General features: G+C 40.3%; 21 protein-coding genes. 8 read left to right on the plus strand and 13 right to left on the minus strand.

Features of this window, described 5'->3' with window-relative positions:
• Nucleotides 1–62: 62 nt before the first annotated feature.
• The 3 genes from DER53_RS03520 to DER53_RS03530 all read left to right on the plus strand — a co-directional run bounded on the left by DER53_RS03520 (nucleotide 63) and on the right by DER53_RS03530 (nucleotide 3825).
• Nucleotides 63–953 (plus strand): tyrosine-type recombinase/integrase, encoded by an 891-nt coding sequence (locus tag DER53_RS03520; protein WP_062755530.1) that lies wholly within the window; start codon nucleotides 63–65, stop codon nucleotides 951–953.
• 437 nt (nucleotides 954–1390) lie between these two features.
• Nucleotides 1391–3490 carry a coiled-coil domain-containing protein gene (locus DER53_RS03525; RefSeq protein WP_062755534.1) on the plus strand — a complete coding sequence of 700 codons (2100 nt, stop codon included), beginning with the start codon at nucleotides 1391–1393 and terminating at the stop codon, nucleotides 3488–3490.
• Nucleotides 3487–3825, plus strand: a complete 339-nt coding sequence (locus DER53_RS03530; protein ID WP_062755536.1) for a hypothetical protein — start codon at nucleotides 3487–3489, stop codon at nucleotides 3823–3825. Before DER53_RS03525 ends, DER53_RS03530 begins: the two co-directional genes overlap by 4 nt.
• Nucleotides 3826–3887: 62 nt before the next feature.
• Here DER53_RS03530 and DER53_RS03535 read toward each other — a convergent pair whose 3' ends face one another.
• From DER53_RS03535 to DER53_RS03565, 7 genes are all read right to left on the minus strand, one after another.
• A complete protein-coding gene (locus tag DER53_RS03535) occupies nucleotides 3888–4142 on the minus strand; it encodes a ribonuclease HepT family protein (protein ID WP_147442416.1) in 255 nt (84 codons plus the stop codon).
• A 107-nt stretch (nucleotides 4143–4249) separates the two neighbouring features.
• Nucleotides 4250–4525, minus strand: a complete 276-nt coding sequence (locus DER53_RS03540) for a helix-turn-helix domain-containing protein (RefSeq protein ID WP_062755539.1) — start codon at nucleotides 4523–4525, stop codon at nucleotides 4250–4252.
• Between the two features lie 74 nt (nucleotides 4526–4599).
• Nucleotides 4600–4785: a hypothetical protein gene (locus DER53_RS03545; RefSeq protein ID WP_062755541.1), complete on the minus strand. Its 186-nt coding sequence runs from the start codon at nucleotides 4783–4785 to the stop codon at nucleotides 4600–4602.
• Nucleotides 4786–5354: 569 nt separating this feature from the next.
• Nucleotides 5355–8120 carry an Ig-like domain-containing protein gene (locus tag DER53_RS03550; RefSeq protein ID WP_062755543.1) on the minus strand — a complete coding sequence of 922 codons (2766 nt, stop codon included), beginning with the start codon at nucleotides 8118–8120 and terminating at the stop codon, nucleotides 5355–5357.
• A gap of 447 nt (nucleotides 8121–8567) precedes the next feature.
• Entirely contained in the window at nucleotides 8568–9350 is a 783-nt protein-coding gene (locus DER53_RS03555; protein WP_062755547.1) for an SLAP domain-containing protein, read from the minus strand.
• Nucleotides 9351–9694: 344 nt separating this feature from the next.
• On the minus strand, nucleotides 9695–11062 hold the full coding sequence (locus DER53_RS03560; protein WP_174525705.1) for a C40 family peptidase: 1368 nt from the start codon (nucleotides 11060–11062) through the stop codon (nucleotides 9695–9697).
• 522 nt (nucleotides 11063–11584) lie between these two features.
• The gene (locus DER53_RS03565; RefSeq protein WP_062755549.1) at nucleotides 11585–12085 is read right to left on the minus strand and encodes a hypothetical protein; all 501 of its coding nucleotides are present in this window, start codon (nucleotides 12083–12085) and stop codon (nucleotides 11585–11587) included.
• Between the two features lie 211 nt (nucleotides 12086–12296).
• Between DER53_RS03565 and DER53_RS03570 the strand changes: the two genes are divergently transcribed.
• Nucleotides 12297–12710, plus strand: a complete 414-nt coding sequence (locus DER53_RS03570; RefSeq protein WP_015865174.1) for a helix-turn-helix domain-containing protein — start codon at nucleotides 12297–12299, stop codon at nucleotides 12708–12710.
• 173 nt (nucleotides 12711–12883) lie between these two features.
• On the opposite strand, the gene ssb is transcribed toward DER53_RS03570, so the two are convergent.
• On the minus strand, nucleotides 12884–13228 hold the full coding sequence (gene ssb / locus DER53_RS03575; protein ID WP_015865176.1) for a single-stranded DNA-binding protein: 345 nt from the start codon (nucleotides 13226–13228) through the stop codon (nucleotides 12884–12886).
• A gap of 334 nt (nucleotides 13229–13562) precedes the next feature.
• Here ssb and DER53_RS03580 point away from each other — a divergent pair, with 334 nt between their 5' ends.
• On the plus strand, nucleotides 13563–14009 hold the full coding sequence (locus DER53_RS03580; RefSeq protein ID WP_015865177.1) for a YwpF-like family protein: 447 nt from the start codon (nucleotides 13563–13565) through the stop codon (nucleotides 14007–14009).
• Nucleotides 14010–14019: 10 nt separating this feature from the next.
• Here the strand turns inward: DER53_RS03580 and DER53_RS03585 are convergent, their stop codons facing one another.
• The 4 genes from DER53_RS03585 to DER53_RS03600 form a co-directional block, all read right to left on the minus strand.
• Nucleotides 14020–14622, minus strand: a complete 603-nt coding sequence (locus tag DER53_RS03585) for a class D sortase (RefSeq protein ID WP_062755553.1) — start codon at nucleotides 14620–14622, stop codon at nucleotides 14020–14022.
• Between the two features lie 5 nt (nucleotides 14623–14627).
• A complete protein-coding gene (locus DER53_RS03590; RefSeq protein ID WP_062755555.1) occupies nucleotides 14628–15593 on the minus strand; it encodes a processed acidic surface protein in 966 nt (321 codons plus the stop codon).
• A gap of 132 nt (nucleotides 15594–15725) precedes the next feature.
• On the minus strand, nucleotides 15726–17102 hold the full coding sequence (locus DER53_RS03595; RefSeq protein WP_062755557.1) for an aspartate kinase: 1377 nt from the start codon (nucleotides 17100–17102) through the stop codon (nucleotides 15726–15728).
• A gap of 80 nt (nucleotides 17103–17182) precedes the next feature.
• A complete protein-coding gene (locus DER53_RS03600; RefSeq protein WP_062755559.1) occupies nucleotides 17183–17674 on the minus strand; it encodes a DUF1284 domain-containing protein in 492 nt (163 codons plus the stop codon).
• A 147-nt stretch (nucleotides 17675–17821) separates the two neighbouring features.
• Between DER53_RS03600 and DER53_RS03605 the strand changes: the two genes are divergently transcribed.
• The 3 genes from DER53_RS03605 (at nucleotide 17822) to DER53_RS03615 (ending at nucleotide 20484) form a co-directional block, all read left to right on the plus strand.
• A complete protein-coding gene (locus DER53_RS03605) occupies nucleotides 17822–18391 on the plus strand; it encodes a hypothetical protein (protein ID WP_062755642.1) in 570 nt (189 codons plus the stop codon).
• A gap of 162 nt (nucleotides 18392–18553) precedes the next feature.
• Entirely contained in the window at nucleotides 18554–20074 is a 1521-nt protein-coding gene (gene adh, locus DER53_RS03610; RefSeq protein ID WP_033008377.1) for an aldehyde dehydrogenase, read from the plus strand.
• A gap of 71 nt (nucleotides 20075–20145) precedes the next feature.
• Complete coding sequence (locus DER53_RS03615) at nucleotides 20146–20484, plus strand: DUF779 domain-containing protein (protein ID WP_033008378.1); 339 nt, start codon at nucleotides 20146–20148, stop codon at nucleotides 20482–20484.
• 113 nt (nucleotides 20485–20597) lie between these two features.
• On the opposite strand, the gene DER53_RS03620 is transcribed toward DER53_RS03615, so the two are convergent.
• On the minus strand, nucleotides 20598–22199 hold the full coding sequence (locus tag DER53_RS03620) for an MDR family MFS transporter (protein ID WP_482812008.1): 1602 nt from the start codon (nucleotides 22197–22199) through the stop codon (nucleotides 20598–20600).
• Between the last annotated feature and the right edge of the window lie 2 nt (nucleotides 22200–22201).

Consider the following 22201-nt stretch of genomic DNA (forward strand, 5'->3'; position numbering starts at 1 on the left):
TTACATATTTCCTCTCTTTTAGGGAATAATAACACTTACCAATAGTGAAAGGAGGAAACTCTTTGATTGTCACAACCAATTATGATTTGCCAATTTACACAAGCAAATTCTTGCGCTATTTAAAGCGACAACATTATTCCGAAGAAACCATTACTGGTTATGAAAAGGATCTTAAAAAGTTTAATGAATTTCTTTACCGCGAATACCACGGTAACATTTTGACAGAAGAAATTCAAAAAGAAGACATTCTCGATTACTTGGGATATTTGGAATCCTTAGGACTTAAGCCAAATTCGGTTGCGCGTCATTTATCAACTTTAAAATCGTTCTACAAATTTCTTGTGCATGAAATGGATTTTAAGGTTGATGTTGCTGCACGAATTAAGCATCCAAGGATTTATACACCCTTACCAGAAATATTGGACATGGAAGAAGTCCAACAATTTTTAAACACAGCGAAACGATATTCTGAATTTTACTATGTTTTATTTAGCCTCATCTACTATACAGGAAGCCGTTTGACGCCTATACGCACACTTCCTAAAAAGCACGTTGATTTGAAACATCGTTGCATTTATTTTGAAAAAATCAAAGGCGGTCGGGACTTGCACTTACCGTTGAATGATCATATGTACCATATTTTAGCGAATTTTCTCATCAACCAACGTTACGATGGGTCGGAATACGTGTTTAATTCGCCTAAATTTAAAAATAAGCCCATCGATTCGGGTGCCATTCGTTTAACAATGAGAAAAATCGCGAAACTAGCCGGAATCAATAAACGAGTAACTCCACACATTTTACGGCATTGTACAGCTACCCATTTAACCCTTTTAAATGTGGATCAAAAATACATCGCCAGTATCCTTGGACATGTCGATTTACGATCAACGGCTCGATATCAACAACTGAATGTCGAAAATCTTCGACCGGCGGTAAATAAATTAAAATAATTTTCACGATGTTTCGGACAAAGGATACAAAATATATTTTTATGTTTTTCATGTATTTCAATTTTCTCCTGATTCACGCTCATTTATGCATCAAAAACATAAAAAAATATATTTTCAATGCACTGTACCCTTTGTTTTTTATATTTTTCCAAAAACATAAAAAAACATGTTTATACAAAAAGAAATATTTATATTTGAATTCTTTACATGCTACGCAACAGAAGAATCGCGATAAAGGACCTGCTGGATTTGTCGAAATCGAAAAATTTTGTGCTCCTAAAATAACGTCAAGCGGCAGGTTACATCATTATGAAAAATGAGGTACACACAATTCACACATTCGACCATAAAATTTTGTCGAATTTAACCGGAATTTTCATAAAAATTTGTCATATTTTTTGTCATTTGTGTGTATATCTGAATCGAGGTGATGAAGATTGGACAATAATATTCCTACTTTTGAAGAATTTGAAAAGAAGCATGGAAAATTAATCAACGTAGAAGATTTTCGAAAGCATTTAAACATGTCACGCGAACTTGTCATGGATTTGATTGAAAAAGGAGTTTTCGGTCCAAATGTAGTGAAAGTAGGAACGGATGTTCAGCCAAAAAAAGGAGCTCCAACAGCAAAATATTATTTCCTAGAGGAATGGGCAAAACAGCTAAAAAGAGAAGAAATCGGCTATACCCTTAAAGAAATTGCAAAAAAATTACATGTCCCATACGCATGGTTAAGAAACCTTTCTACAAAAGGATATCTGAATGAAGGTCGTATCAGTCGTTACTTTTGGAATATGGAATGGTTTGAGGAAAACCTCACGCGTTTACACGAAACTTCTTATCGTAAAAAAGGAAAACATCGTCAGAGTATGTACTACGATCTTTTAAATGACGAACAACAAAAATGGATTGAAGATTACCTGAACCGCCGAAAGAGCGGACAAGGAATTCGAATTGGGCATAAGTTACAATGGGCATATGTACCCGCAAAAGTGGAACGAACCATAAAAAGCTGGAGAAAGACTCTTTCCATTGTGTTTTACAAAATCATTTGCGGCAGATGTGGCATCAAAAATTATTATGTATTAGAGAGATCCGGAAAGTATCGTGATCTAAACGAAGAGGAAATGGAAAGATTTAATCCCGATGTCTTTAAAGTGGTGGACTTTAGTCCAAGTGATATAGATTGGATTCGAATGGGATACAAAGACACCACTTTCACTAAGCTGTTTGAAAAACACCTCAAACCTTTTCTTTATTTTGTATTAAATAAACTGAAAGAAGAGTGGATTGAAAAAAAGCAACGATCTCTTGGTAAGAAACTAAGTAAAGAAGAAAAAGAAGAATTGGAACGAGCGAAAGAGTTTTATGAAACCTTTGAAATGGGAATTGAATTGGCGATTTCAAAGGTACCTATTCGTACAAGTAGCTATTCTGAAGAACAACTTCCTCCAATATTTTTAACCCATGAGCAGGTGCTAATGGCAAAGGATGTCATTCGAAATGATCCGTCTTTAAATGATCCTTTGAAAAAAACCGTTTTATTTATGATTGGATGTCTTATTGGGATACGTCCCGATGAACTGGCACATTTGCGCATTGACAATTTTGTGCTTGATCCAGAAACTAAGCTGTTAAAACGGTTTAAATTTGATGATCAAATTGGCGATTTAGTGGAAATAAAAAAATCAGATCCGCATTATGAAAAAGGCTGGGGACGCTTGTTTATCACCTACAATAAAGGTGGTTATTCTCCTTCACATCCGAAGTTTGGAACACTTGTCGTTCCAAGGTTAGTGACACTGATTAATCTATACTTAAAAACCGTTTTATACGTTGAAAACCCTAATGCTAAAGGAGAAGGATATTTACTGCGACCAAAAGCTGAACTCCCATTTGAACCGTACACGAGTCGCGGTATGGTACAATGGCTTTCACCTTATGCAGAACAGAAATTTTTGTTTCTGCCTGAAGAGGAACGAAAACATTTTAAATACTATGATGTCCGACACACGGTCTATAACCTTTTAATTAAAGCAAATATAGAAGGGATAGATTTTGTCACCAAAGAACGTGCCGCCCAAATTCATGCACGACACGACATCAAGAAAAAAGCAGGGAATACGGGAAGACGAAGCTATACGAAAGACATTTCTATGCTCGAATACTACACTGTCATCGATTCAGTCCTTAACTTCCCATGGGATTTAGGTGATCATCAAGATGGTGCATTTTATACGTGGGCTGAAGAAAAAGGATTCATCAAGCGAAGCAGAAAGCGTGACATGAAAGAAGAAGTAACAAAAACAGAAGAAGATATTTCAGCATCACTACCCAAAGACATTCAACAGGAGTTAGAACATTTGGAAAAAGAGTTGGCTGAAAAAGAGCGATTAGCCGATCAACTTGCTAAAGGACCTAGAGGGGAATATAAGGATATCGACAAATGGACGGAAAAAACCGTACAACTCGATAAAGAAATTAAACAGATAAAACAACAAATTCAATCACTGAAACGTAAAGGGGGTTACTCATGACTCCATCGATATCACTGGAAGAATATTTAAGAAGATGTGAAGAGCTTGGGTATAATCCCAAGCTCCCCCCTTATTTTGAACGGATTGTCGATCGAAATTTGTATAGTCCTTCGATTATTGCAGCTATCACCAACATTAGCAAAGAAACTGCCCGAAGATGGTTTCGACAAAACAAACTGACCACCGAATCTGCATCAAATACATATGTAGTTTCGGGAAAAAAACTAAAGGAATTTTTATTTACCCGTCCCAACGTCATCAATCCTTTAAAACGTGAGTATCCTGAGATTTTCGATGATGATTTGTTCTGTAGACGGAAAGAAAACCGAATGTAATCAATCTGCTTACATTCCTATAAAAAAGAAAAGATGTCCACTATATTTCCTGGACATCTTTTTCATTCATCCGTATTCTTTTTTTCTTGATAATACTGAATCAATCGCTCCACTTTGACTTTTAATGGCTCAATATCACTTCCATACTTATGAATCAGCTTATCAAACATACGAATGATTTGTTTCCTCTCATTTTCCGGATGATAAATCTTTTGTCTTACCTGAGAGGAGAGATGTTTATTCATGACAATTAAGTGAGATAATGTTCCGCTCTTTTTGCATATAGAACATTCCCATTTTGTATCGAATACATTCATTTTGACTTCCCCGCCACAGAGGAAACATGCAAAATAAAGAAAAGGCTTGTCGTAATAATAATTAATTCGATTGGCTTTAAAAAAAGACAATGTAGGGAGCTCTAGACTCAATGTCTGATGCTCCCTTTTCCTCTTAATCGGCTTCGGGCATTCCTCATAAATTCTTTAAAATCACTTCCAATAATGACATACTTTCCGCCAAAGCTATAATTCGGTAATTTTCCCGTTCGGCACCAACGTCTGACTGTTTCATTACTGACTTTCAACATATTGGCGACATCTTCTGGACTTAACACTTCGTTATTTTCAATATTGTCAAACATCGGATGAAGCTTTGGACGAAATCCCAATTCTTTTTCAATATCATGATTATAATTTTCCATTACTCATTCCTCCATAATCCATTTAAACTGTGGTTACTTGATAGAAAGACCGCTTGTAAAAAGCGGTCTTAAGTTCATCCAGTTCGACGACTATCAAATGAAATGATGTCTAACACGTATTCCAATGCTCGAATTTGACCCGCGTTGTATAGTCGATATTTTGGATCTCTACGTGACTTCAACCACCGGATCTGATCTTGAACATCCTCTCGCAGTAATTCAAAAAACACTTCATAATCTTCCAAACCAAAATTTGCCATAATATACCTCCCTAATGATCTATAATATTCCATACCTTATGAAATATAAGGTATGTATCATTGGGAGTTCATGGATTTATCGTTGTCCTATCTTTAGTACAATCTTATTCATAAACAAGCATTTTATGACAAAAAATATTTAATTTTTTAATAAATCGCGGAATTAGTTAGAGTACATGCTATTCTTCTCTTATACCAAATATCCATTTATGTCCTTTTTAATCTTTGAATTTGACGCTCCTTGTACAGCCTCGCTAGACTCACGAATCAAAACTTCAGGCTCACAATATTGATGCGCTTAGTTGACTGTTTGATAAGTGTTTCTCTTTTTTAACATTTCTAGCTGTTGATGTGTGATCGTTTGGTAACGGCTCATCCTTTTCCCTCCTAAAACAAAAATAGCCCCAATTCCCCGAAAGGAATTGAGGCTTTATGACTGTAGTTCAAAATCATAATATATATTTGAAATCAAGCTTGATACAGCTTTGACAAAAAGAAAAGCCCCACAGAGATTTCTCTCCGCAGGGCTTTTCAACATTTCAAATGGTGACAAAGGCACCAGTTCTTAATTAGTTAGTAGTAAAGTTAGTTACAGTAATTGGTGTAGTGATTTCTGTCAAAGGATTATCTGCTTTATCTGTTGTCGAGTCAAGGTTCTCTTGTATGTCAGTATTTAATGTAAATCCAAGAGTACGGTCCGCATTACCAAGGCTAGTTACAGGAATTTCAGCAGAAAGCCCGTCTGCAGAAAGCACAGCAGTTCCTAAAGTAATTCCTTCTGCAGGAGTAGATGCATCTGCTTTACCTGCAAGGACAAAGTCTGCTTCATCAACAGCTTTCATAGCTTCAGAGAACTTCACAATAAGTTTGTAACCATTTGTAGCATTACCAGTAATATACGCTTCTTTAACGACAGGCTTAGTAGCATCTACAACGACAACTGGAAGGCTAGTTAATGGTAAAATAGCCCCGGCAGCGTTTTTAACACCGCCAACAGAAATTGTTGCAGTACCACCATTACCGAATGCTGCATATGGACCAACTAAGTCCTTAGCATCAACTTCTGAAAGGTCAATTGTAACTGTATCTACAACAACTGTGTCTGACTTATCTCCATCTTTGTTTAAGTCAGCATTAACTACAGCTTCAGAAACACTTTGGTCATTTTTGAATATAACCTTTGCCTTAGCTGGGAGTGCAGCACCATTAATTGAGTAAAGTGCCTTATTGTCTGCACCATCAACGTATAGGTCACCTGTAGCAGGGTTAACTCCAGCTAGAACATCACTCTTATCGAAAGTTATAGTAACTGTCTTATCTGCAGAAGTTACACCAGTAGATTGGATATATGCTGAAAGTGGTGCAACTGGAGTAACAACTTCTTTATCGTTAGTGATAGTTAAGACTTGTGCAGCATTAGTGTTAGATGAATCATCAGAAACTGCATTAACTTTCAATACTAAATTATAGCTTCCATTTTTCAATGAACTTGCAAGAGTAAGCTTGTATTTATTTGTTCCAGTAACAGGAGTTACATTAGAAACTGTTGTCGCAGCTGTACCATCTTGTTTGTTTACATAGAAGTCTCCAGCTTCCACACCTGTTACAGCTTCTGAGAATTCTACCTCGATTTCATTAGCAGCTGTAAATTTAGCTTCCTTGATTGCCGGTTTCACAGTGTCACGAACAAGTGTTACTTGTACAGTTTTAGTGTCAACCACATTGCCAAGCTTATCTTGAAGAGCCTGTACAGTAACATCAAGTGTTGCAGAATTTACAGTATCATCTTCAAATGGAAGTTTAGCAAGTTCAACAACAAGTGTACGTTTATCATCTTTGAATGATGGAAGAGCTTTAAGTGCTACAGCATTACCTTTAGCATCTTTAACTTTGATTGAATCAACTGCTACAGCAGTGTTCATATCTTTATCAAACTTGATTTCGAATGTCTTAGGACCAACTGCGTTAATAACGAAGTTTGGTTTTACAGCATCTTTCGTAACTACGATAGAAGCACGTTCTGGTGTTCCACCTTTGTTACCAGCAAGGTCAGTTAATCCGTAAACTTCAACTTCATATGATTTACCAACTTCAAGCTCTTTACCAGACACCGTGTAAGTGAAATCGTCAACTTTAGCGGCACCTAGGATTGAATCTCCAACTTTAATAGTTGTGAATGAAACCGGCTCTGAGAATTTAAGTGTAAATGAATTAACTTTGTCATCCTTCGTTACAGCAGAAGCAGAAACAATCTTAGGAGCTACTGTATCTTCTACTGTAATATCTTGAACAAATGAAGGAAATTTTGCACCAGTAGTTGCCTTCAAGTTAAAACCGAATACGCGGTACTCTCCTTTTTGTTCAAGAGGAGTTTGCACCGTAAGTGTTACAGTTTTTCCATCTTCGGAAAGTTCAGCAGAAGTGATAGTAGACTCAGTTGCACCTTTAGAAACTTTGAAGTTATCGATTACGACAGTATCTTTATCAACAGCTTTGTTGAATTTAATTTCAATTTGTTTAAGGTTAATCGCACTTACACTTTCAACTTTTGGAGTAAGCGCAGCTTCATATGCATCTAATGCTTTTTTCGCTGCTTCTGTTAGTTCAGTTTTGAAAGCATCTGTTACTTTTGGTAAGTATTGATTGATTTGATCAACAGCAACTTTCGCTTTGTCTAAATCGCCTGCTTTCACAGCTTCTTGTGCTTCGCGCGCTTTCATTGCAACGGTAATATCATAAATTAAGCTGTCGCGAAGTTTTTGTGCTTCTGCTTTGAATGCAGAGCGAAGTAAATCACGAGTTGTTTTACCATATACGCGATCTAAAATGACTGTGCGAGTTTTTAATTCATAGGAAATTTTATGATAGTATTGTTCTGCTTTTTCCAAATCTTTTGCTTGAACAGCAGCTTCTAGCTCTTGGCGCATTTTGTCTAATTTTGTTGCATAGTTGTATGCGTCGATGTAAGTTGCTACACGAGCTTCACCAGATTTAGGGTTTGCTTTGAAAACGTAAGTTTCATATTCTTTTTGTAAATCAGCTAAGTAAGCGTCTTTTTTCGCGCCACCTGCTTTATTCACTAATGCTACCGCATCAGCGTATGCTTTTTTCGCTTTGTTGTATTCAGCATATACATCGTTAATGTTTGGGAATTCGCCAGTTTCCGTTACTGTATGGCTGTAAGTGTAGTATGCCTTTTTGAATTGTGCTTTTGCTTGGCTTACTACTGTTGCTACGTCTGTAGCCGCTTCAGAAGCGTTTGGATTTGCAGCGACAAATGCACTTGCTGCTACAGCACTTGCTGTTGCCAATTTCACAGCTTTTTTCTTATCCATTGAGAAATATATCCCCCTTTATTAATCCTTTATTAATCCACTTGTTTTAGAGCAATGTATATTATAGATTCATTGCTTACAAATTCTCAAGAAATTTACTTTATCATCCTATGAAGCCTATAACAGGATGATAATAGAAATGGTGCTTGTGTTACTATATCTTTCTTTCTATTCCATAAACGCTCCACGATTACTATAATAATACATTTTTTTTGGAATTTCTAGCCTCAATTGCATTTTTTTCAGAGATTTCGTCAATATTTTTTTTGATATTTTTTTCATTTGCAAACACCATATATAACATATGCCCATTATTTTCAAATAGACCAATAGTTATGTATATTTTCCTGATTAATCCATATAAATTAAGAATAGTTCCATTTACGCCATTCATTTTTCACAATAAAAAAGTGAGGGCCTCTTGGCCGCTCACTTATCCGTTTAGGGTTAATCCAATTTTTTGACCTGAATGGCAAACGGTTCTCCTAATTCTGTACTAACGACATCGTAACGATCATCTAAATATAAATCGACGAAGCGGAATTGCCCGCTGAATTCAGTTGGACTATCGGCAATCGTAAATTGGAATTGCATATAATAATCGTCGTTGTTGACAAGCTGCTCGGCAATTTCTTCGATTTCCTCTTTAGGTACTTTATATTCCTGTAAATAGGAAATGGAATCCAAAATATGTGCATAATCATCCTCAAAGTAAACACGAAGCGTAACGACGTTTCCAGACAATTCCCCTTCTATCGGCAGCGAACCTTCCCCATTGTAAAGATACCAGCCAAACAGACGATTTCCTTTCTGCTTTTCAATGACAAACGGAACGTATTGCCCATCATCGACAATCACATAATGCCCTTTCAATGCCTGTTTGACAAGCGAGATAAATTGCTCTTTCGATAACGGAGTGTACCGAATGTTGGCCGTTTTTTTAACGTAAGTTCCTCCTCCAACTCCATAGAAAACGCTCCCTTTTATTGTTTTACTGCTGTAAACGCGGTATTCTTGCCCCTTTTTTAATTTTCCAATCACTGTTAACTTATCCGGCGCTGTCCAACGATAAAGCTCCGTATCGCTTACGACAGTAATTTTCCCGATCATTCCTTTCTTTAGCTCCAGCTTTCCCCATCGTACTGCCGCTTCCGCATCATACCCGTGTGTTCCAAACATAAAAATGGCTACAAAAAAAAGAATGGCACCTAAACGACTCACTTTTTTCATTTGTTTTCCCCCAAAATAGTATTTAATACAACTATTCTATACCGATTTCAATTTCATGGAAATACCCTAAATATAAATAGGAAGAAATCGATTTGCGATGCATTTCGCATCCTTTATTCTGTTTGTGTCTCATGCAGAAAATCTTTTATAATATTAATAATAATGAAGATCTCGATGCGCCAAACAGTTCCAGCAAAAAAGGTAAATTTGGATCTCTTAATTAGCCTGTTTTCTTTGCTGCCGTAATCAGCGTTTAAAAAGCTTTCTAAAGTAAAGGGATGGCTCTGGAAACTCCCAAGCCATCCCTTTATTTTATAAATTCCCTCTGTTAAAATTCCCCTAATTTAGTATCGTTTTGCGCCCAAGTAACGCGCTTTCCAATAAGAATTATCCAAGCTGCTAATGGTGACGCCAGTGGAAGAGCCGCTATGAACAAATTGCCTATTGCCAATATAAATGCCTGCGTGGGATGGGCCAGAACGGCTCGTTTCAAAAAAGACAATGTCGCCGACCGAAGGGGAGGAAACCGGCGTGCCGACGTTCCAAATCGTCGCTACGGTGCGAGGCAAAGAGATTCCTTGTTTTTTAAACAAATAAACAATAAATCCGCTGCAGTCAAAACCTACTTGCGGCGTCTCCCCGCCCCAAACATATGGTTTGCCAAGAAGTTCCGCCGCATCGGCAACAAGTTCAGTAACATCAAGCTTTCGCTGCGGTGCTTTTCCCATCAAACGCTCATGTGTTTCTGCATCGACAACACCTGTTGCCTTCAGATTAACATCCCGTTGAAAACTCTTTACTGCATTTGCTGTAATAGTTCCATAATAGCCAGTGATTTGCGAATATGTAAAATAGCCAAGCTGTTTTAACTTTGTTTGCACTTCTTTCACTTTAGAACCAGTCGATCCAATTGTTAAATAGATGCCCGCTTTCGGTGCGGACGGCTGCGGTTCGGAGCTGGCTATCGCTTCGTTTATTTTCGCTAGCGTCGCACTGTCAGCCACTCCGGTAACTGGAAGTTTGTTTTTCTCCTGAAATTTGCGGACCGCCTCCGCCGTAAACGTTCCATAGTAATCCGTAATTTCCGGATATGTAAAATAACCGAGCTGCTTTAATTTTTGTTGCAATTTGCTTACTTCCGTCCCTCTTGAACCTATTTTTAATGCATTTGCTTGCAAAGTTTTGTTAGATTGCTTATTCACCGCGTTTTGAATCAACTGTACAGTGCGCGCATCTGCGACTCCTGTTGCGGAAAGGCCGTTATTTCGTTGAAACTTCTTGACCGCCTCTTGCGTAATCACTCCATAATAACCAGTGATCTCCGGATATCGGAAATAGCCAAGCAACTTTAAATTTTGCTGCAGCACCTTTACATTGTTTCCGCGCGAGCCGATTTTCATTTCCGAAGTACTATAGACAGCTGTTCCTTTTAACTTGGCGTATGTAGCATCATCGACGATGCCCGTGACCGGCAAACGAACGGATGCTTGAAATGCTTTTACTGCCTGCTCGGTAATCGTTCCGAAATAACCGGTAGCAGTCGGATATGTAAAAAATCCTTTCTCCTTTAGCAGTTGCTGAAGCTCCTTTATTTGCGGCGAGCTCATCCCCACTTTCCATTCCGCTGCTTTTCCATCATCCGGCATCAGAAACAGCGCAGAGACGAAAGCGGACGTTAGCACGATCTGTCTTGGTTTCCAATTCACAATCATCTACCTCTCCCTTATTGTTCTGCTTCCCGCATTGTACAACGTTTGCCGCCTTGAATCAATGCTAATTCAGCTCAATTCAACACCTTTTCGCTCTCCCCCGTGGCTGAATCTACATCGCAACAATGTCGAAAAAAGGAATCTATTGAAATTGCCCATTCTAATAGTCTGAGAGATACGACATCTTTTTAGCCAGATTCCATTTTTCGACATGCGGAAAGGTGTGAAAATTAGTCACGTATATTATTAGTATAGCGAAACTTCCCTTCCCATAGAAAGAGCATTTTTGTTTTTTTATACAAAATTTAGATAATCTTTACGAAAAAACAGCCATGTTCGCTGCCATCCAAACCAGAATAATCGCGGCGGGGAACTGGAAAACTTTAAAAAAATAATAGGGAATACCCTATTTAAGCAAGGATCAAATCGTATTGAATATCTGCAGCTTAACGTACAATCCTCATCCAAAATACCATAGGAAAAGCAGAACAAACGAGGGAAGTTCTTGAGGCGATCATAAAACAGCTACAACCGTTTATTGTTTTTTCTTGCCGGGCACATAAATAAATAAGAAATACGATTGTTGTCCAAAATATAAAGCGACTGCAAAATGTAATAAATAAGCTGCCTCTCAATGGTTAATAGCTCATTGGTGTGAAGGCGGAGATATTTTTGTTGGAGCTGATTCCACTCATAGAGGGCAATTTCGAACTTTTGTTTTTGTAAATCAAGCTTTACGATAAACATATATAGTTGATTGACCGATTTAAATACGAAATACAATTGAGCATCACAAGAACACGCAATGGTGCGAAACCGCGCTTCTTCCCCCAAGAAACGGTCATGTTTTTCCTCGCTTTTTAAAAACCGCAATGAATCCGTAAAATTAGTTGGTGCAATCGTTTTCAATTTGATCGAAAATGGGCTTCGCATTTCTTTGATAAATACCCGATACGTTCCTTTCTTTCGTTTGAAACCTTTCCGCTCACTTACCATTAAATCCGCGAGATAAATATTCACCATCATCCCTCTTTTTCCTGGTTATAGTAAATATTTATCCATTTTTCGCTTATTGTACCATGATGACAGTCAACGGACAAAGATGTCGAACATTGACAAGTGGAAAAGTTTGATCTTTTTGGGAACAAATAAACAAACGTTCCTAAACAGAACACAAACCTCTTCCACGCTCTCCTATCTTTAAGTTATTGATGGATTTTATTTGAGCGTGGTGATAATGATCATGAATTTAGGAGAAAAACTAAAATATTTGCGCAAACAGCATAATTGGACACAAGAACAGCTGGCGCAACATCTCAATATATCGCGCTCACAAATCAGCAAATGGGAAAACGGGGATTTGCTTCCGGACGTGCAATCGTTGCAAAAACTAAGCAATTTATACAAAGTGAGCGTCGATTTTTTAATTGGGAAGCATACGACAAAAAAAGAGTTGCTGCGAGAGGTAAACCTTCTATATCAAACGGATCGTATTGATGAAAAAATGTTGGATATTATTGACTATTTGAGACAAAACCCAAATATGGAAAAAACGATTTACTCGCTGACCCAATTGCCGGTCAAAAAGCGAAGACATTTAGAATCGATCATCATTAAGCTAGTAAAAGAATTTTCCGATGCCATCAAATAATCACATCCAGCTATTCGCTTTGCACGGTGCAAGCAACGAAAACGCTCGATATCTACAAAAAAAAGCGCTAACGTTTCCTGCTAGCGCAAAGTTGGGGATGTTACGAGGAAACACGCTCTCTTTCTTTTGGGGAAAAGGTTGGAAGGAAAAGAATGGGGAATCATAGAGGAAATTTACGCATGTTCGATCCATTCATTCGTTTTGCCGCCCATAAACCGCACGGATTCAGCCACTACTTCTGTCACGTATACTCGTTGCCCATCTTTCTTTTCATAGTTTCTTGTCTGAATCCGCCCCATGACGCCAATAATCGAACCTTTCCGGCAGTAATTGGCTGTATTCTCCGCCACTTTCCGCCAAAGTGTACATTGAACGAAATCGGTATCAATTCCCCCTTCCGCATTGCGAAAATTTCTTGTTACCGCTAACGTAATGTTAGCGACTGCTGCTCCATCGGCGGTATATCGAAGTTCCGGATCTTTTGTCAACCGGCCGACGAGCACGACTTGATTAATCATGTTTCGACACATCCCTCCCTTCCATTTCGATGCATATTCATCATAATGGACTTCTATTTCTTCGTAAAATCATCATTTTTTAATTTTACATACCGTTTGTTTCCGCAATTATGATGGTCATACGGTCTGAACGATGTAAAATCGACAGCAAAATTCAATTTTTCTATATTCTCATCAAAAATAGACTTATCGAACCATAAAATGACAGCTCACCACATCGATACGGTTGCAATTGGATAAAATATTAAATAGATAACGGGCACGTGATACATTTTCCCTCGGTCGTTGGAATATGCTATAATTTCTACAAGGACAATGTTGACGAGGTGATGGAATGAAGACCTTCAAGCTTGTGGGGCTCTCCGTTGTTTACGACGATTTGCACCAACAAGAAATCCCGTTTATTGATGGACTGATTATTAATAAAGAAGACGGACAAAATCGCTGGCTAATCGAAACATATTTAGATAAAGAATACGAATCGATATTTTCAGAACTGCAAAAAAGAAATGACGAATTCCGTCTTCAAGTAACGATTACAAACCGAAGCAACGATCCCGCCAATATGCTCGCAACTGTTCGTTCCATCACAAGAATGAACGACCATATCAGCGTGCTTATGGATGGATTGTTAATCCGAAGCAAAACAGATTTAGCGGAAGTGGTACTTGCGGGTCTTGTAAAAAAAGGGCTGCAAGGAGAAGCATTGTTGAAGGAATTTAAACAGCAATTGAACGAGCGCCGCGGCTTTAAAAACAATGAATCAACCATAAAGGGCTAGAATCACGCATCTAGCCCTTTTTCTTTATGGTGGAAACAAGCTGCGCAATGAGAACATAGCGCTGCTTCGCTTTGCCAATAAAATGGAACGGATAGCATGTCGTCACCGTTAATGTTGGACGAGGCTTTTCGACGAGAACCGTACGGTTGTTTTCATCCACGATGCGGACTTTTTTTACTCGATAAATAAACTGCTTCATTGTTGTTTCCACAATTAATTTGTCGCCAACACCGATTTGGCCCAATTGCCGAAATACAGTATCACGATGACCGGATAGCACCATATTATTCTTATCTCGTTCTCCCGGCAAAGCGCTTTTTGGATAATGTCCAATTCCTTTTCGCAATTGCCGCTCTTCTGTTCCATGATAAATTGGTATAGAAACGCCAAGCTTTGGAATCGATAACATCCCGATTTGCTCGCCAATCTCCGGTTTGGCGGCCGTATTTATAGTCATTTGCCGAGCAATAGGCGTTTTTCCTTTCTCTTTCAACGGCTTTACAGCATCGTACCCGAGCCAATAGGAATATCCATTCCAAAGTGCCATCACCAATCCTATCATTATACAAACCAACGCACCGTACGTTTGATATGTTTTCCACCGCCTGCTCATATGTCTCACTCCGCTAATTTGCTTCTTGCGCGCCAATAAACATAAGCGCCAAGCAAAACAAACAGAAGACCAAGCAACATATTGGCAAGATACGGAGAAGCGGTATCTGGCATTTTTTCGCCATACATTTTTTCTTTCATTTCACTTGCTAATGCGCTGGCGTCGATCAATTTTTCACCTGCTCGGAACACATATCCCGAAGTAAACATTTCTTCCGACAACTGGACATCGGAAAGCAATTCTCCTTTTTGATTGTATAGCTCGACCCGTAAATCCCGACCACCGAGCGTATCCATTGACAAAAGCCGGCGATAAGATACTTCCTGCTTGTCCCCGTTTTTCTCCAGGTAAAATTTCGGTTGTATTTCCAGCGCAGCCAGCACATCTTCCCAAATGGAAAACAATTGTTTCTGTTGCTGCTTCGTTAGCTGTGTTGCATCTTCCACTTGAAGAAACGGTTGTATGCGCGCGCTCAATGCTTCTAACTGTTGCTTCAAATTTTGGTGATGAAGCGATGCAATATGCGCAAATAAACGATTCGCTTCCTTTTCTGTAAACCCAATCGCCCCAAGCATATCATTAATTTGCTGCATTTGTTCGTTATGTCGCAAATAAAAGCCAACAGCCGCATCCAAGTCATCAATAAACGTATAATCTTGAATTGTTTCGCCAAACTGGCCAAGCAATGCTTCTAATTCTTCTTGTGTCAGTTGATAGCGTGTAAGCAGCTGATGGAAATTTTCTTCTGTAATCGGTGTACCGAGCCACTGCTTTAGCTCATCCATCGTCTGAAAATCTGCGACCGTCATCTGGTAATCATCTAAATAATTTAGTAAATCTTCCATCGTCCAGCCGATACTGCTTATGTACTGCTCTAGTTCTTGCTTTTGGATTTGCGCAAATGCATGCGGTCCGTCATGGGCGATGGTGAAAACGAAACATGCGATGATGGCGAAGAAAAATCGTTTCAATGCCGTTTCCTCCCTCATAAAATATATACATTGGTAGTATTTTCCGAACTTCTATATCTTATGTATAAAAACATATAAAAAGAGGCGGATACGAAAGTAATGGATTACTTTTCGTTCCGCCTCTTATGTATTTTATACTTCGTTTCCTACGGAAGCCTCTTGAAAATACACTTCATAAAGCGCGCGAACCGCATCGGCCACGACTTCTTCTTTTACGCCGAACATCATGCTTACTTCCGATGAACCTTGGTTGATCATTTCAAGGTTAATGTTTGCCTTCGCAAGCGCCGCAGTTGCTTTTGCCGCCATCCCGACGGTGCGTTCCATGCCTTCGCCAACCACCATAATCAGCGCAAGTCCATGTTCAATATGAACTTCATCGACTTCCAGCTCCGTTTGAATGCGGTCTAAAATGCGCTGCTCTTTTCCTCCTTCTAATTGATTTTCCCGTAAAATAACGGACATGTTGTCAATGCCAGAAGGAGTATGCTCATACGAAATTCCTTCATCCTCTAGAATTTGCAGCAGTCTGCGGCCAAATCCGATTTCTCGGTTCATTAAATATTTGCTGATGTTAATGCTGCAAAATCCTGTATCACTAGCGATGCCGGCAATCGGTTCGTCATGATGGTTGCGTTTGGCGACAATCCAAGTGCCTGGAGCAGCAGGGTTATTCGTATTTTTCACACAAACAGGAATGCCTGCTTTATAAACTGGTTCCAGCGCTTCGTCATGAAACACGGAAAATCCGGAATAAGAAAGTTCGCGCATTTCTCGGTATGTAATTTCTTTTAACTGGCGCGGGTTTTCGACAATGGAAGGATTGACGCAATAAATCGAATCGACATCCGTAAAGTTTTCATACACATCCGCTTTCACCCCGGCTGCTACAATCGATCCGGTAATATCTGAACCTCCGCGTGGGAATGTGACGATATTCCCTTCCAATGAGTAGCCAAAAAATCCCGGAATCACTAATACGCCACGTCGTTTTCGTAAATGATATAGCTTTTCATACGATTCCGGCAAAATTTGCGCATTACCCGGTTCATCCGTTACAATAATTCCTGCTTCCCGCGGATTGACGTAGCTTGCTTCTAACCCTATCTCCTGTAAATAAAGCGCCATCAATCTAGCGTTATGATCTTCCCCGCTTGCTTTTATCGCGTCCATCAAGTGGCACGGATCATGACGATATTCGTTCATTTTCCAACGCAAATCCTTTTCTAGCTCCGCTGTAAATTCATCTGCCGGCAATTCCAGCTCCTTGGCGATTTCCGCATATCGTTTTACTACCGCCTGAACGATCTCATCGCATGCTGTTCCTTCCATAACCGCTTGCGCCAATTGAATAAGGATATCGGTTATTTTTATATCTTCTTTAAATCGTTTCCCCGGCGCCGATACAACAATAATGCGGCGCTCCACATCAGAGCTGACGATATCGGCGACTTTTCGAAACTGTGTGGCGCTTGCGACCGAACTTCCCCCAAATTTTGCCACTTTCATGTTCCATAACCCTTTCTGTCTGAAAATCTCTTATATTTGTTTATCATACCACACTTTTTTATCAATGGTGTCATTATTTTTTATGAATTCTGAAAACGGTATTGCTGCGAAAATGATTTTCTGCCGGTACTTAATTTTGCCTTTTGCGCCACGTTGCCATTTTGCACATTGGCAATTCCTTCTTTACACACGCCATACGGAAGCCACGAACAGTTGGCGCATAAGTAATCTAAATCATCCGGCCGCACTTTTTGCGCTGTAAGCCGCACTAATTCCGACTTTAAATAAATTTCGTTTTCTTCAATTCCTAAATGGCGAATCACTTTTTGGTCCATGGAGATCACATGTTCATTCGAATTTGGATCTGCTTGGCATGCCGTTTCCCCGTGATGCGGACATGTCATGCACGTATCATCGAGCGCGACAACGACTTGAATCGGAAAATCTTGTTCTTCATCGCGAATTTTCGTCACTACTTCCCACATTTTTTTGACAAACGACGGGCTATATCCCATTCCGCGAAATCCATGAACACATAATAAATGATGACCTCGCAGCCTTAGCGGCTTCATTGCTTTTCTCCTCCCCTTTTCTATTAGTTCCATCTTACTCAAAGAAGCTCGATTCTACAACTAAAAAAAGGAAGCAACGTTGACGGTGGATACATCACCATGGCATTCTTAAAATATACAACACGAATCAGAAAGGAACTGCCAACGATGAAAATGACAAAAGAGGAAGTTTCCCGTATATTGTCCATTCTCCTTCATGAATTGACCGCCCATTGGACGAAAGAAAAAATTCATTCCGATGTGCTTGAAATCATTATGAAATTACGAATTCAAGCAGCGGATGAGAATGAATATATGCATGGATTGCTCGCCAATGTAGCATTCGCAACAGAATCGTCGCATGCTTTACAACAAGTGCTTGGAACCATGCTCGAGGAGCAATCATTTCTTTCTGCCAGAGAAATGGAGGAAATGATGAACGAAGCGCAAGCGCGAATTCGCGAGCATATATCCGAACTTATTTCCCGCTATAAAGCGCATTTCGAACAAATTGACGATACAATCGAGCGCAAAAAGCAGCTCGAACGCTCTTATTGTGCGCTTTTAATCGTCAATCGTGTCAAAACAGACTTTCTGTTTCAATTTATTCACGAACAAAATCAAAACGTTGCAAAACAACTTTTTGCGGCAAATCCAAGCGATGTGCTCGAAGCGTTCCATCATTTAAGCAGCGTATATGCAAGCCAATGGATAGAAGGACTCGAGCTGCATTACTAGATCATCATTTTTATTTTTATAAAATTTTAAATAAATCAAAATTTGTTTTGACAAAATTGTGACAAAATGATAACTTAATTACTGGGAGAAATTTTTCACTTCATTATATTGAATGCGCTTTCTTGTAAGCGCATATAAAAAATATATAAGGGGGAAACTTGGATGATCTACGCTCAACCTGGGCAGCCTGGTTCACTGATCACGTTCAAAAAACGCTATGAAAATTTCATTGGTGGCAAATGGGTTCCACCGGTCGATGGAGAGTATTTTGAAAATATTTCCCCTGTGACAGGGCAAGCTTACTGCGAAGTGCCACGCTCCCAAGCAGCTGATATCGAACTTGCGTTGGATGCTGCTCATGCTGCGAAAGATGCATGGGGCCGTACTTCCCCTGCCGAACGCGCGCGAATCCTCAACAAAATTGCTGACCGTATGGAAGAAAACTTGGAAATGCTTGCTGTTGCAGAAACATGGGAAAACGGCAAGCCGATTCGCGAAACGTTGAATGCCGACATTCCGCTTGCGATCGACCATTTCCGCTATTTCGCCGGCTGCATCCGTGCGGAAGAAGGCACTTTATCCGAAATCGATCACGATACGGTCGCCTATCACTTTAAAGAGCCTCTTGGTGTTGTCGGACAAATCATCCCTTGGAACTTCCCGCTTTTAATGGCAGCATGGAAACTCGCTCCAGCGTTAGCAGCTGGAAACTGCGTTGTCTTAAAACCTGCAGAGCAAACACCGACATCGATCCTTGTTTTAATGGAGTTAATTCAAGACATCCTTCCTCCAGGTGTTGTCAACGTTGTGAACGGATTCGGCGTAGAAGCTGGAAAACCGCTTGCTTCAAGCAGCCGCATCGCTAAAATTGCTTTCACTGGCGAAACGACAACAGGACGTCTAATCATGCAATACGCATCGCAAAACATTATTCCAGTCACATTGGAGCTTGGAGGAAAATCGCCAAACATCTTCTTCGAAGACGTGGCGGCAAAAGATGATGAATTTTTCGATAAAGCGATCGAAGGCTTTACGTTGTTCGCTTTAAACCAAGGCGAAATATGTACATGCCCTTCCCGCGCTCTCATTCATGAATCGATTTACGACAAATTTATGGAGCGCGCGTTAGAGCGTGTGAAACAAATTAAACAAGGCAATCCGCTCGATACGGAAACGATGATCGGCGCGCAAGCATCTTCGGAACAATTAGAAAAAATATTATCGTACATTGATATCGGCAAACAAGAAGGCGCCGAATTGCTTGCCGGCGGGGAACGTAATATCCTAGAAGGCGACTTAAAAGACGGATATTACGTAAAACCGACCGTTTTTAAAGGCCACAATAAAATGCGCATTTTCCAAGAAGAAATTTTCGGACCAGTCGTTGCAGTCACTACATTTAAAGACATGGACGAAGCATTAGAGATCGCCAATGACACATTGTATGGCTTAGGTGCAGGCGTATGGACGCGCGACATTAATACCGCTTATCGCGTTGGCCGCGGCATTCAAGCAGGACGCGTCTGGACAAACTGCTACCACATGTATCCTGCACACGCAGCATTCGGAGGCTATAAACAATCCGGATTCGGCCGCGAAACACATAAAATGATGCTTGAACATTATCAACAAACGAAAAACTTGCTTGTCAGCTATTCACCGAAAAAACTAGGACTCTTCTAATTTTTAGGCAGCGTGTCATTCACGCTGCCTTTCCTGCCATCCATCTTTTTTATTTTAGGAGGGAGATTGCGATGAGTAATCAGCCAAAAGTAATCGCGACAGAGGCCGCTTTGGAGCTGATTGAAAAGTTAAAAGCAAAACACGGACCGTTAATGTTTCATCAATCCGGCGGGTGTTGCGATGGAAGTTCACCGATGTGCTACCCGCAAGGCGAGCTGATCGTTGGCGATTCCGATGTGCTGCTTGGCGAAATCGGCGGCTGTCCGTTTTACATTTCGAAAGCGCAATACGAATATTGGAAACATACGCAGCTCATTATCGACGTCGTTCCGGGGCGTGGCGGCATGTTTTCGTTAGAAGGTCCAGAAGGCGTCCGTTTTCACACACGCTCAAAAGTGTTTGACAGTTGATCACCGCTTCGTAAATAAAGCGACAAAACGCACCAGCACACCGTCAACAACACCACATTTTCCTTCTTAGCAAAAAACCTCCCACTTCCTCAAAAAGAAACTGCCGCGGAGGTTTAGCTCTGCGGCAGTTTTTCCTTTTCGGCCATTTCTTGCAACTGTCGTTTGTCAGATAGCTTGATATTCTTCAACCCAAATACGAGCACTGTTCCACCAATGACAAAAATAAGTCCAAATAGGAAAACCGAATGAAGCGAATCCACGAGCGAATGTTTTAAAATCGGCACAAACGTCTCTCTCATTTGCGGCGGTATTTTCTCTAGCGTTTCCGGACTAAACAAGACGGAATAAAGACCTTGCGGATCATCATGAATCATATGGGCAAACCGGTCCACCATTCCTTTTGCCTGCGCAGGAAGCGACTGAAGCATTGGCATGAGACGGTCATCCAGCAACTGGCTCGAGCGATGGTTCATAATCGCCCCTAAAATCGTCATTCCGAACGTCCCGCCGATCGCACGGAAAAACTGGCTGGAAGAGGTGACGACGCCAAGCTCCGACTTTGGAAAACTCTCTTGCAAAGCGAGCGTTAAAAGCGGCATCACTAACCCCATTCCAAGCCCTAAAATGATCATATACAACGTGGCGGTCCATTCGGACGTATCCACATCCATCGTGCTTAATAAACCGAACCCTGCCGCCATAATGGCCATGCCAATGAATAGCTGTGATTTTACACCAATTTTATAAACGGTTCGGCCACCAACGATGCTTCCGATAATCATCGTAATCATCATCGGCGTCATGATCGTGCCGGATTTGGTTGCACTTACTCCGACAACCCCTTGCATAAAAAACGGAACAAACATAATCGCCCCAAACATGCCGACACTCATTAAAAAGCCAATTCCATTTAATACGGTAAACGTGCGGTGTTTAAATAAATGCATCGGCAAAATCGGTTCTTCCGCTTTCCTCTCTACAAATACAAACAGCGTTAAAAAGACAAGCGCCGCCGCAAACAAGGCAATGATTTGCCATGATGTCCATTCATACTTATCCCCGCCAAACGTTAACGCTAAAAGCAGGCTAACCACGCCGACAACCATCGTAAACATCCCGGCAAGATCAAATTTCACTGGCCCCTCGGCTTTATATTTGCTCAATCCCATCGCAATAAAAATGGTTGCTAAAATCCCGACAGGAAGATTAATGTAAAATACCCAGCGCCAATTTAAATGGTCGACGATAAAACCGCCAACTTGCGGGCCGATGACGGAGGCAAGGCCGTATAATCCACCGAAAACCCCTTGCCATTTCGCACGTTCTTTTCCAGTAAACACATCCCCGATGACGATCATTGCCATCGGCATCATAATTCCCCCGCCGATTCCTTGCAGTCCGCGGTAAATAATGAGCTCTGTCATATTATTCGCCATGCCGCAAAGGGCGGAGCCAACCATAAAAATGACGAGTCCTGTCACATAAACGACTCGTCTGCCTAATAAATCCGCAAGTTTTCCGGCAATCGGCACGATCGTCGTCGATGTCAACATATAAGCGGTCGTCAGCCATATCATTAAACTTAATCCGCCAAGCTCTCCAACGATGCGCGGCATCGCCGTTCCGACGATCGTTCCGTCCAATGCTCCAAAAAGCATAGCAATCATAAGACCAGTAATTAACATCGTTCGATGTCGAATGGTGCTTGACTGCATTT

The organism is Parageobacillus toebii NBRC 107807 (assembly GCF_003688615.2).
Classification (GTDB): domain Bacteria; phylum Bacillota; class Bacilli; order Bacillales; family Anoxybacillaceae; genus Parageobacillus_B; species Parageobacillus_B toebii.

Coding starts and splice junctions, on each gene's coding strand:
- DER53_RS03600 (WP_062755559.1), bottom strand. CDS start 17,674: ATGAAGCCGCTAAGGCTGCGAGGTCATCATTTATTATGTGTTCATGGA.
- DER53_RS03535 (WP_147442416.1), bottom strand. CDS start 4,142: ATGAATGTATTCGATACAAAATGGGAATGTTCTATATGCAAAAAGAGC.
- ssb (WP_015865176.1), bottom strand. CDS start 13,228: ATGATTAATCAAGTCGTGCTCGTCGGCCGGTTGACAAAAGATCCGGAA.
- DER53_RS03560 (WP_174525705.1), bottom strand. CDS start 11,062: ATGATTGTGAATTGGAAACCAAGACAGATCGTGCTAACGTCCGCTTTC.
- DER53_RS03615 (WP_033008378.1), top strand. CDS start 20,146: ATGAGTAATCAGCCAAAAGTAATCGCGACAGAGGCCGCTTTGGAGCTG.
- adh (WP_033008377.1), top strand. CDS start 18,554: ATGATCTACGCTCAACCTGGGCAGCCTGGTTCACTGATCACGTTCAAA.
- DER53_RS03530 (WP_062755536.1), top strand. CDS start 3,487: ATGACTCCATCGATATCACTGGAAGAATATTTAAGAAGATGTGAAGAG.
- DER53_RS03620 (WP_482812008.1), bottom strand. CDS start 22,199: ATGCAGTCAAGCACCATTCGACATCGAACGATGTTAATTACTGGTCTT.
- DER53_RS03555 (WP_062755547.1), bottom strand. CDS start 9,350: ATGAAAAAAGTGAGTCGTTTAGGTGCCATTCTTTTTTTTGTAGCCATT.
- DER53_RS03585 (WP_062755553.1), bottom strand. CDS start 14,622: ATGAGCAGGCGGTGGAAAACATATCAAACGTACGGTGCGTTGGTTTGT.
- DER53_RS03545 (WP_062755541.1), bottom strand. CDS start 4,785: ATGGCAAATTTTGGTTTGGAAGATTATGAAGTGTTTTTTGAATTACTG.
- DER53_RS03570 (WP_015865174.1), top strand. CDS start 12,297: ATGATCATGAATTTAGGAGAAAAACTAAAATATTTGCGCAAACAGCAT.
- DER53_RS03595 (WP_062755557.1), bottom strand. CDS start 17,102: ATGAAAGTGGCAAAATTTGGGGGAAGTTCGGTCGCAAGCGCCACACAG.
- DER53_RS03565 (WP_062755549.1), bottom strand. CDS start 12,085: ATGATGGTGAATATTTATCTCGCGGATTTAATGGTAAGTGAGCGGAAA.
- DER53_RS03550 (WP_062755543.1), bottom strand. CDS start 8,120: ATGGATAAGAAAAAAGCTGTGAAATTGGCAACAGCAAGTGCTGTAGCA.
- DER53_RS03605 (WP_062755642.1), top strand. CDS start 17,822: ATGAAAATGACAAAAGAGGAAGTTTCCCGTATATTGTCCATTCTCCTT.
- DER53_RS03580 (WP_015865177.1), top strand. CDS start 13,563: ATGAAGACCTTCAAGCTTGTGGGGCTCTCCGTTGTTTACGACGATTTG.
- DER53_RS03540 (WP_062755539.1), bottom strand. CDS start 4,525: ATGGAAAATTATAATCATGATATTGAAAAAGAATTGGGATTTCGTCCA.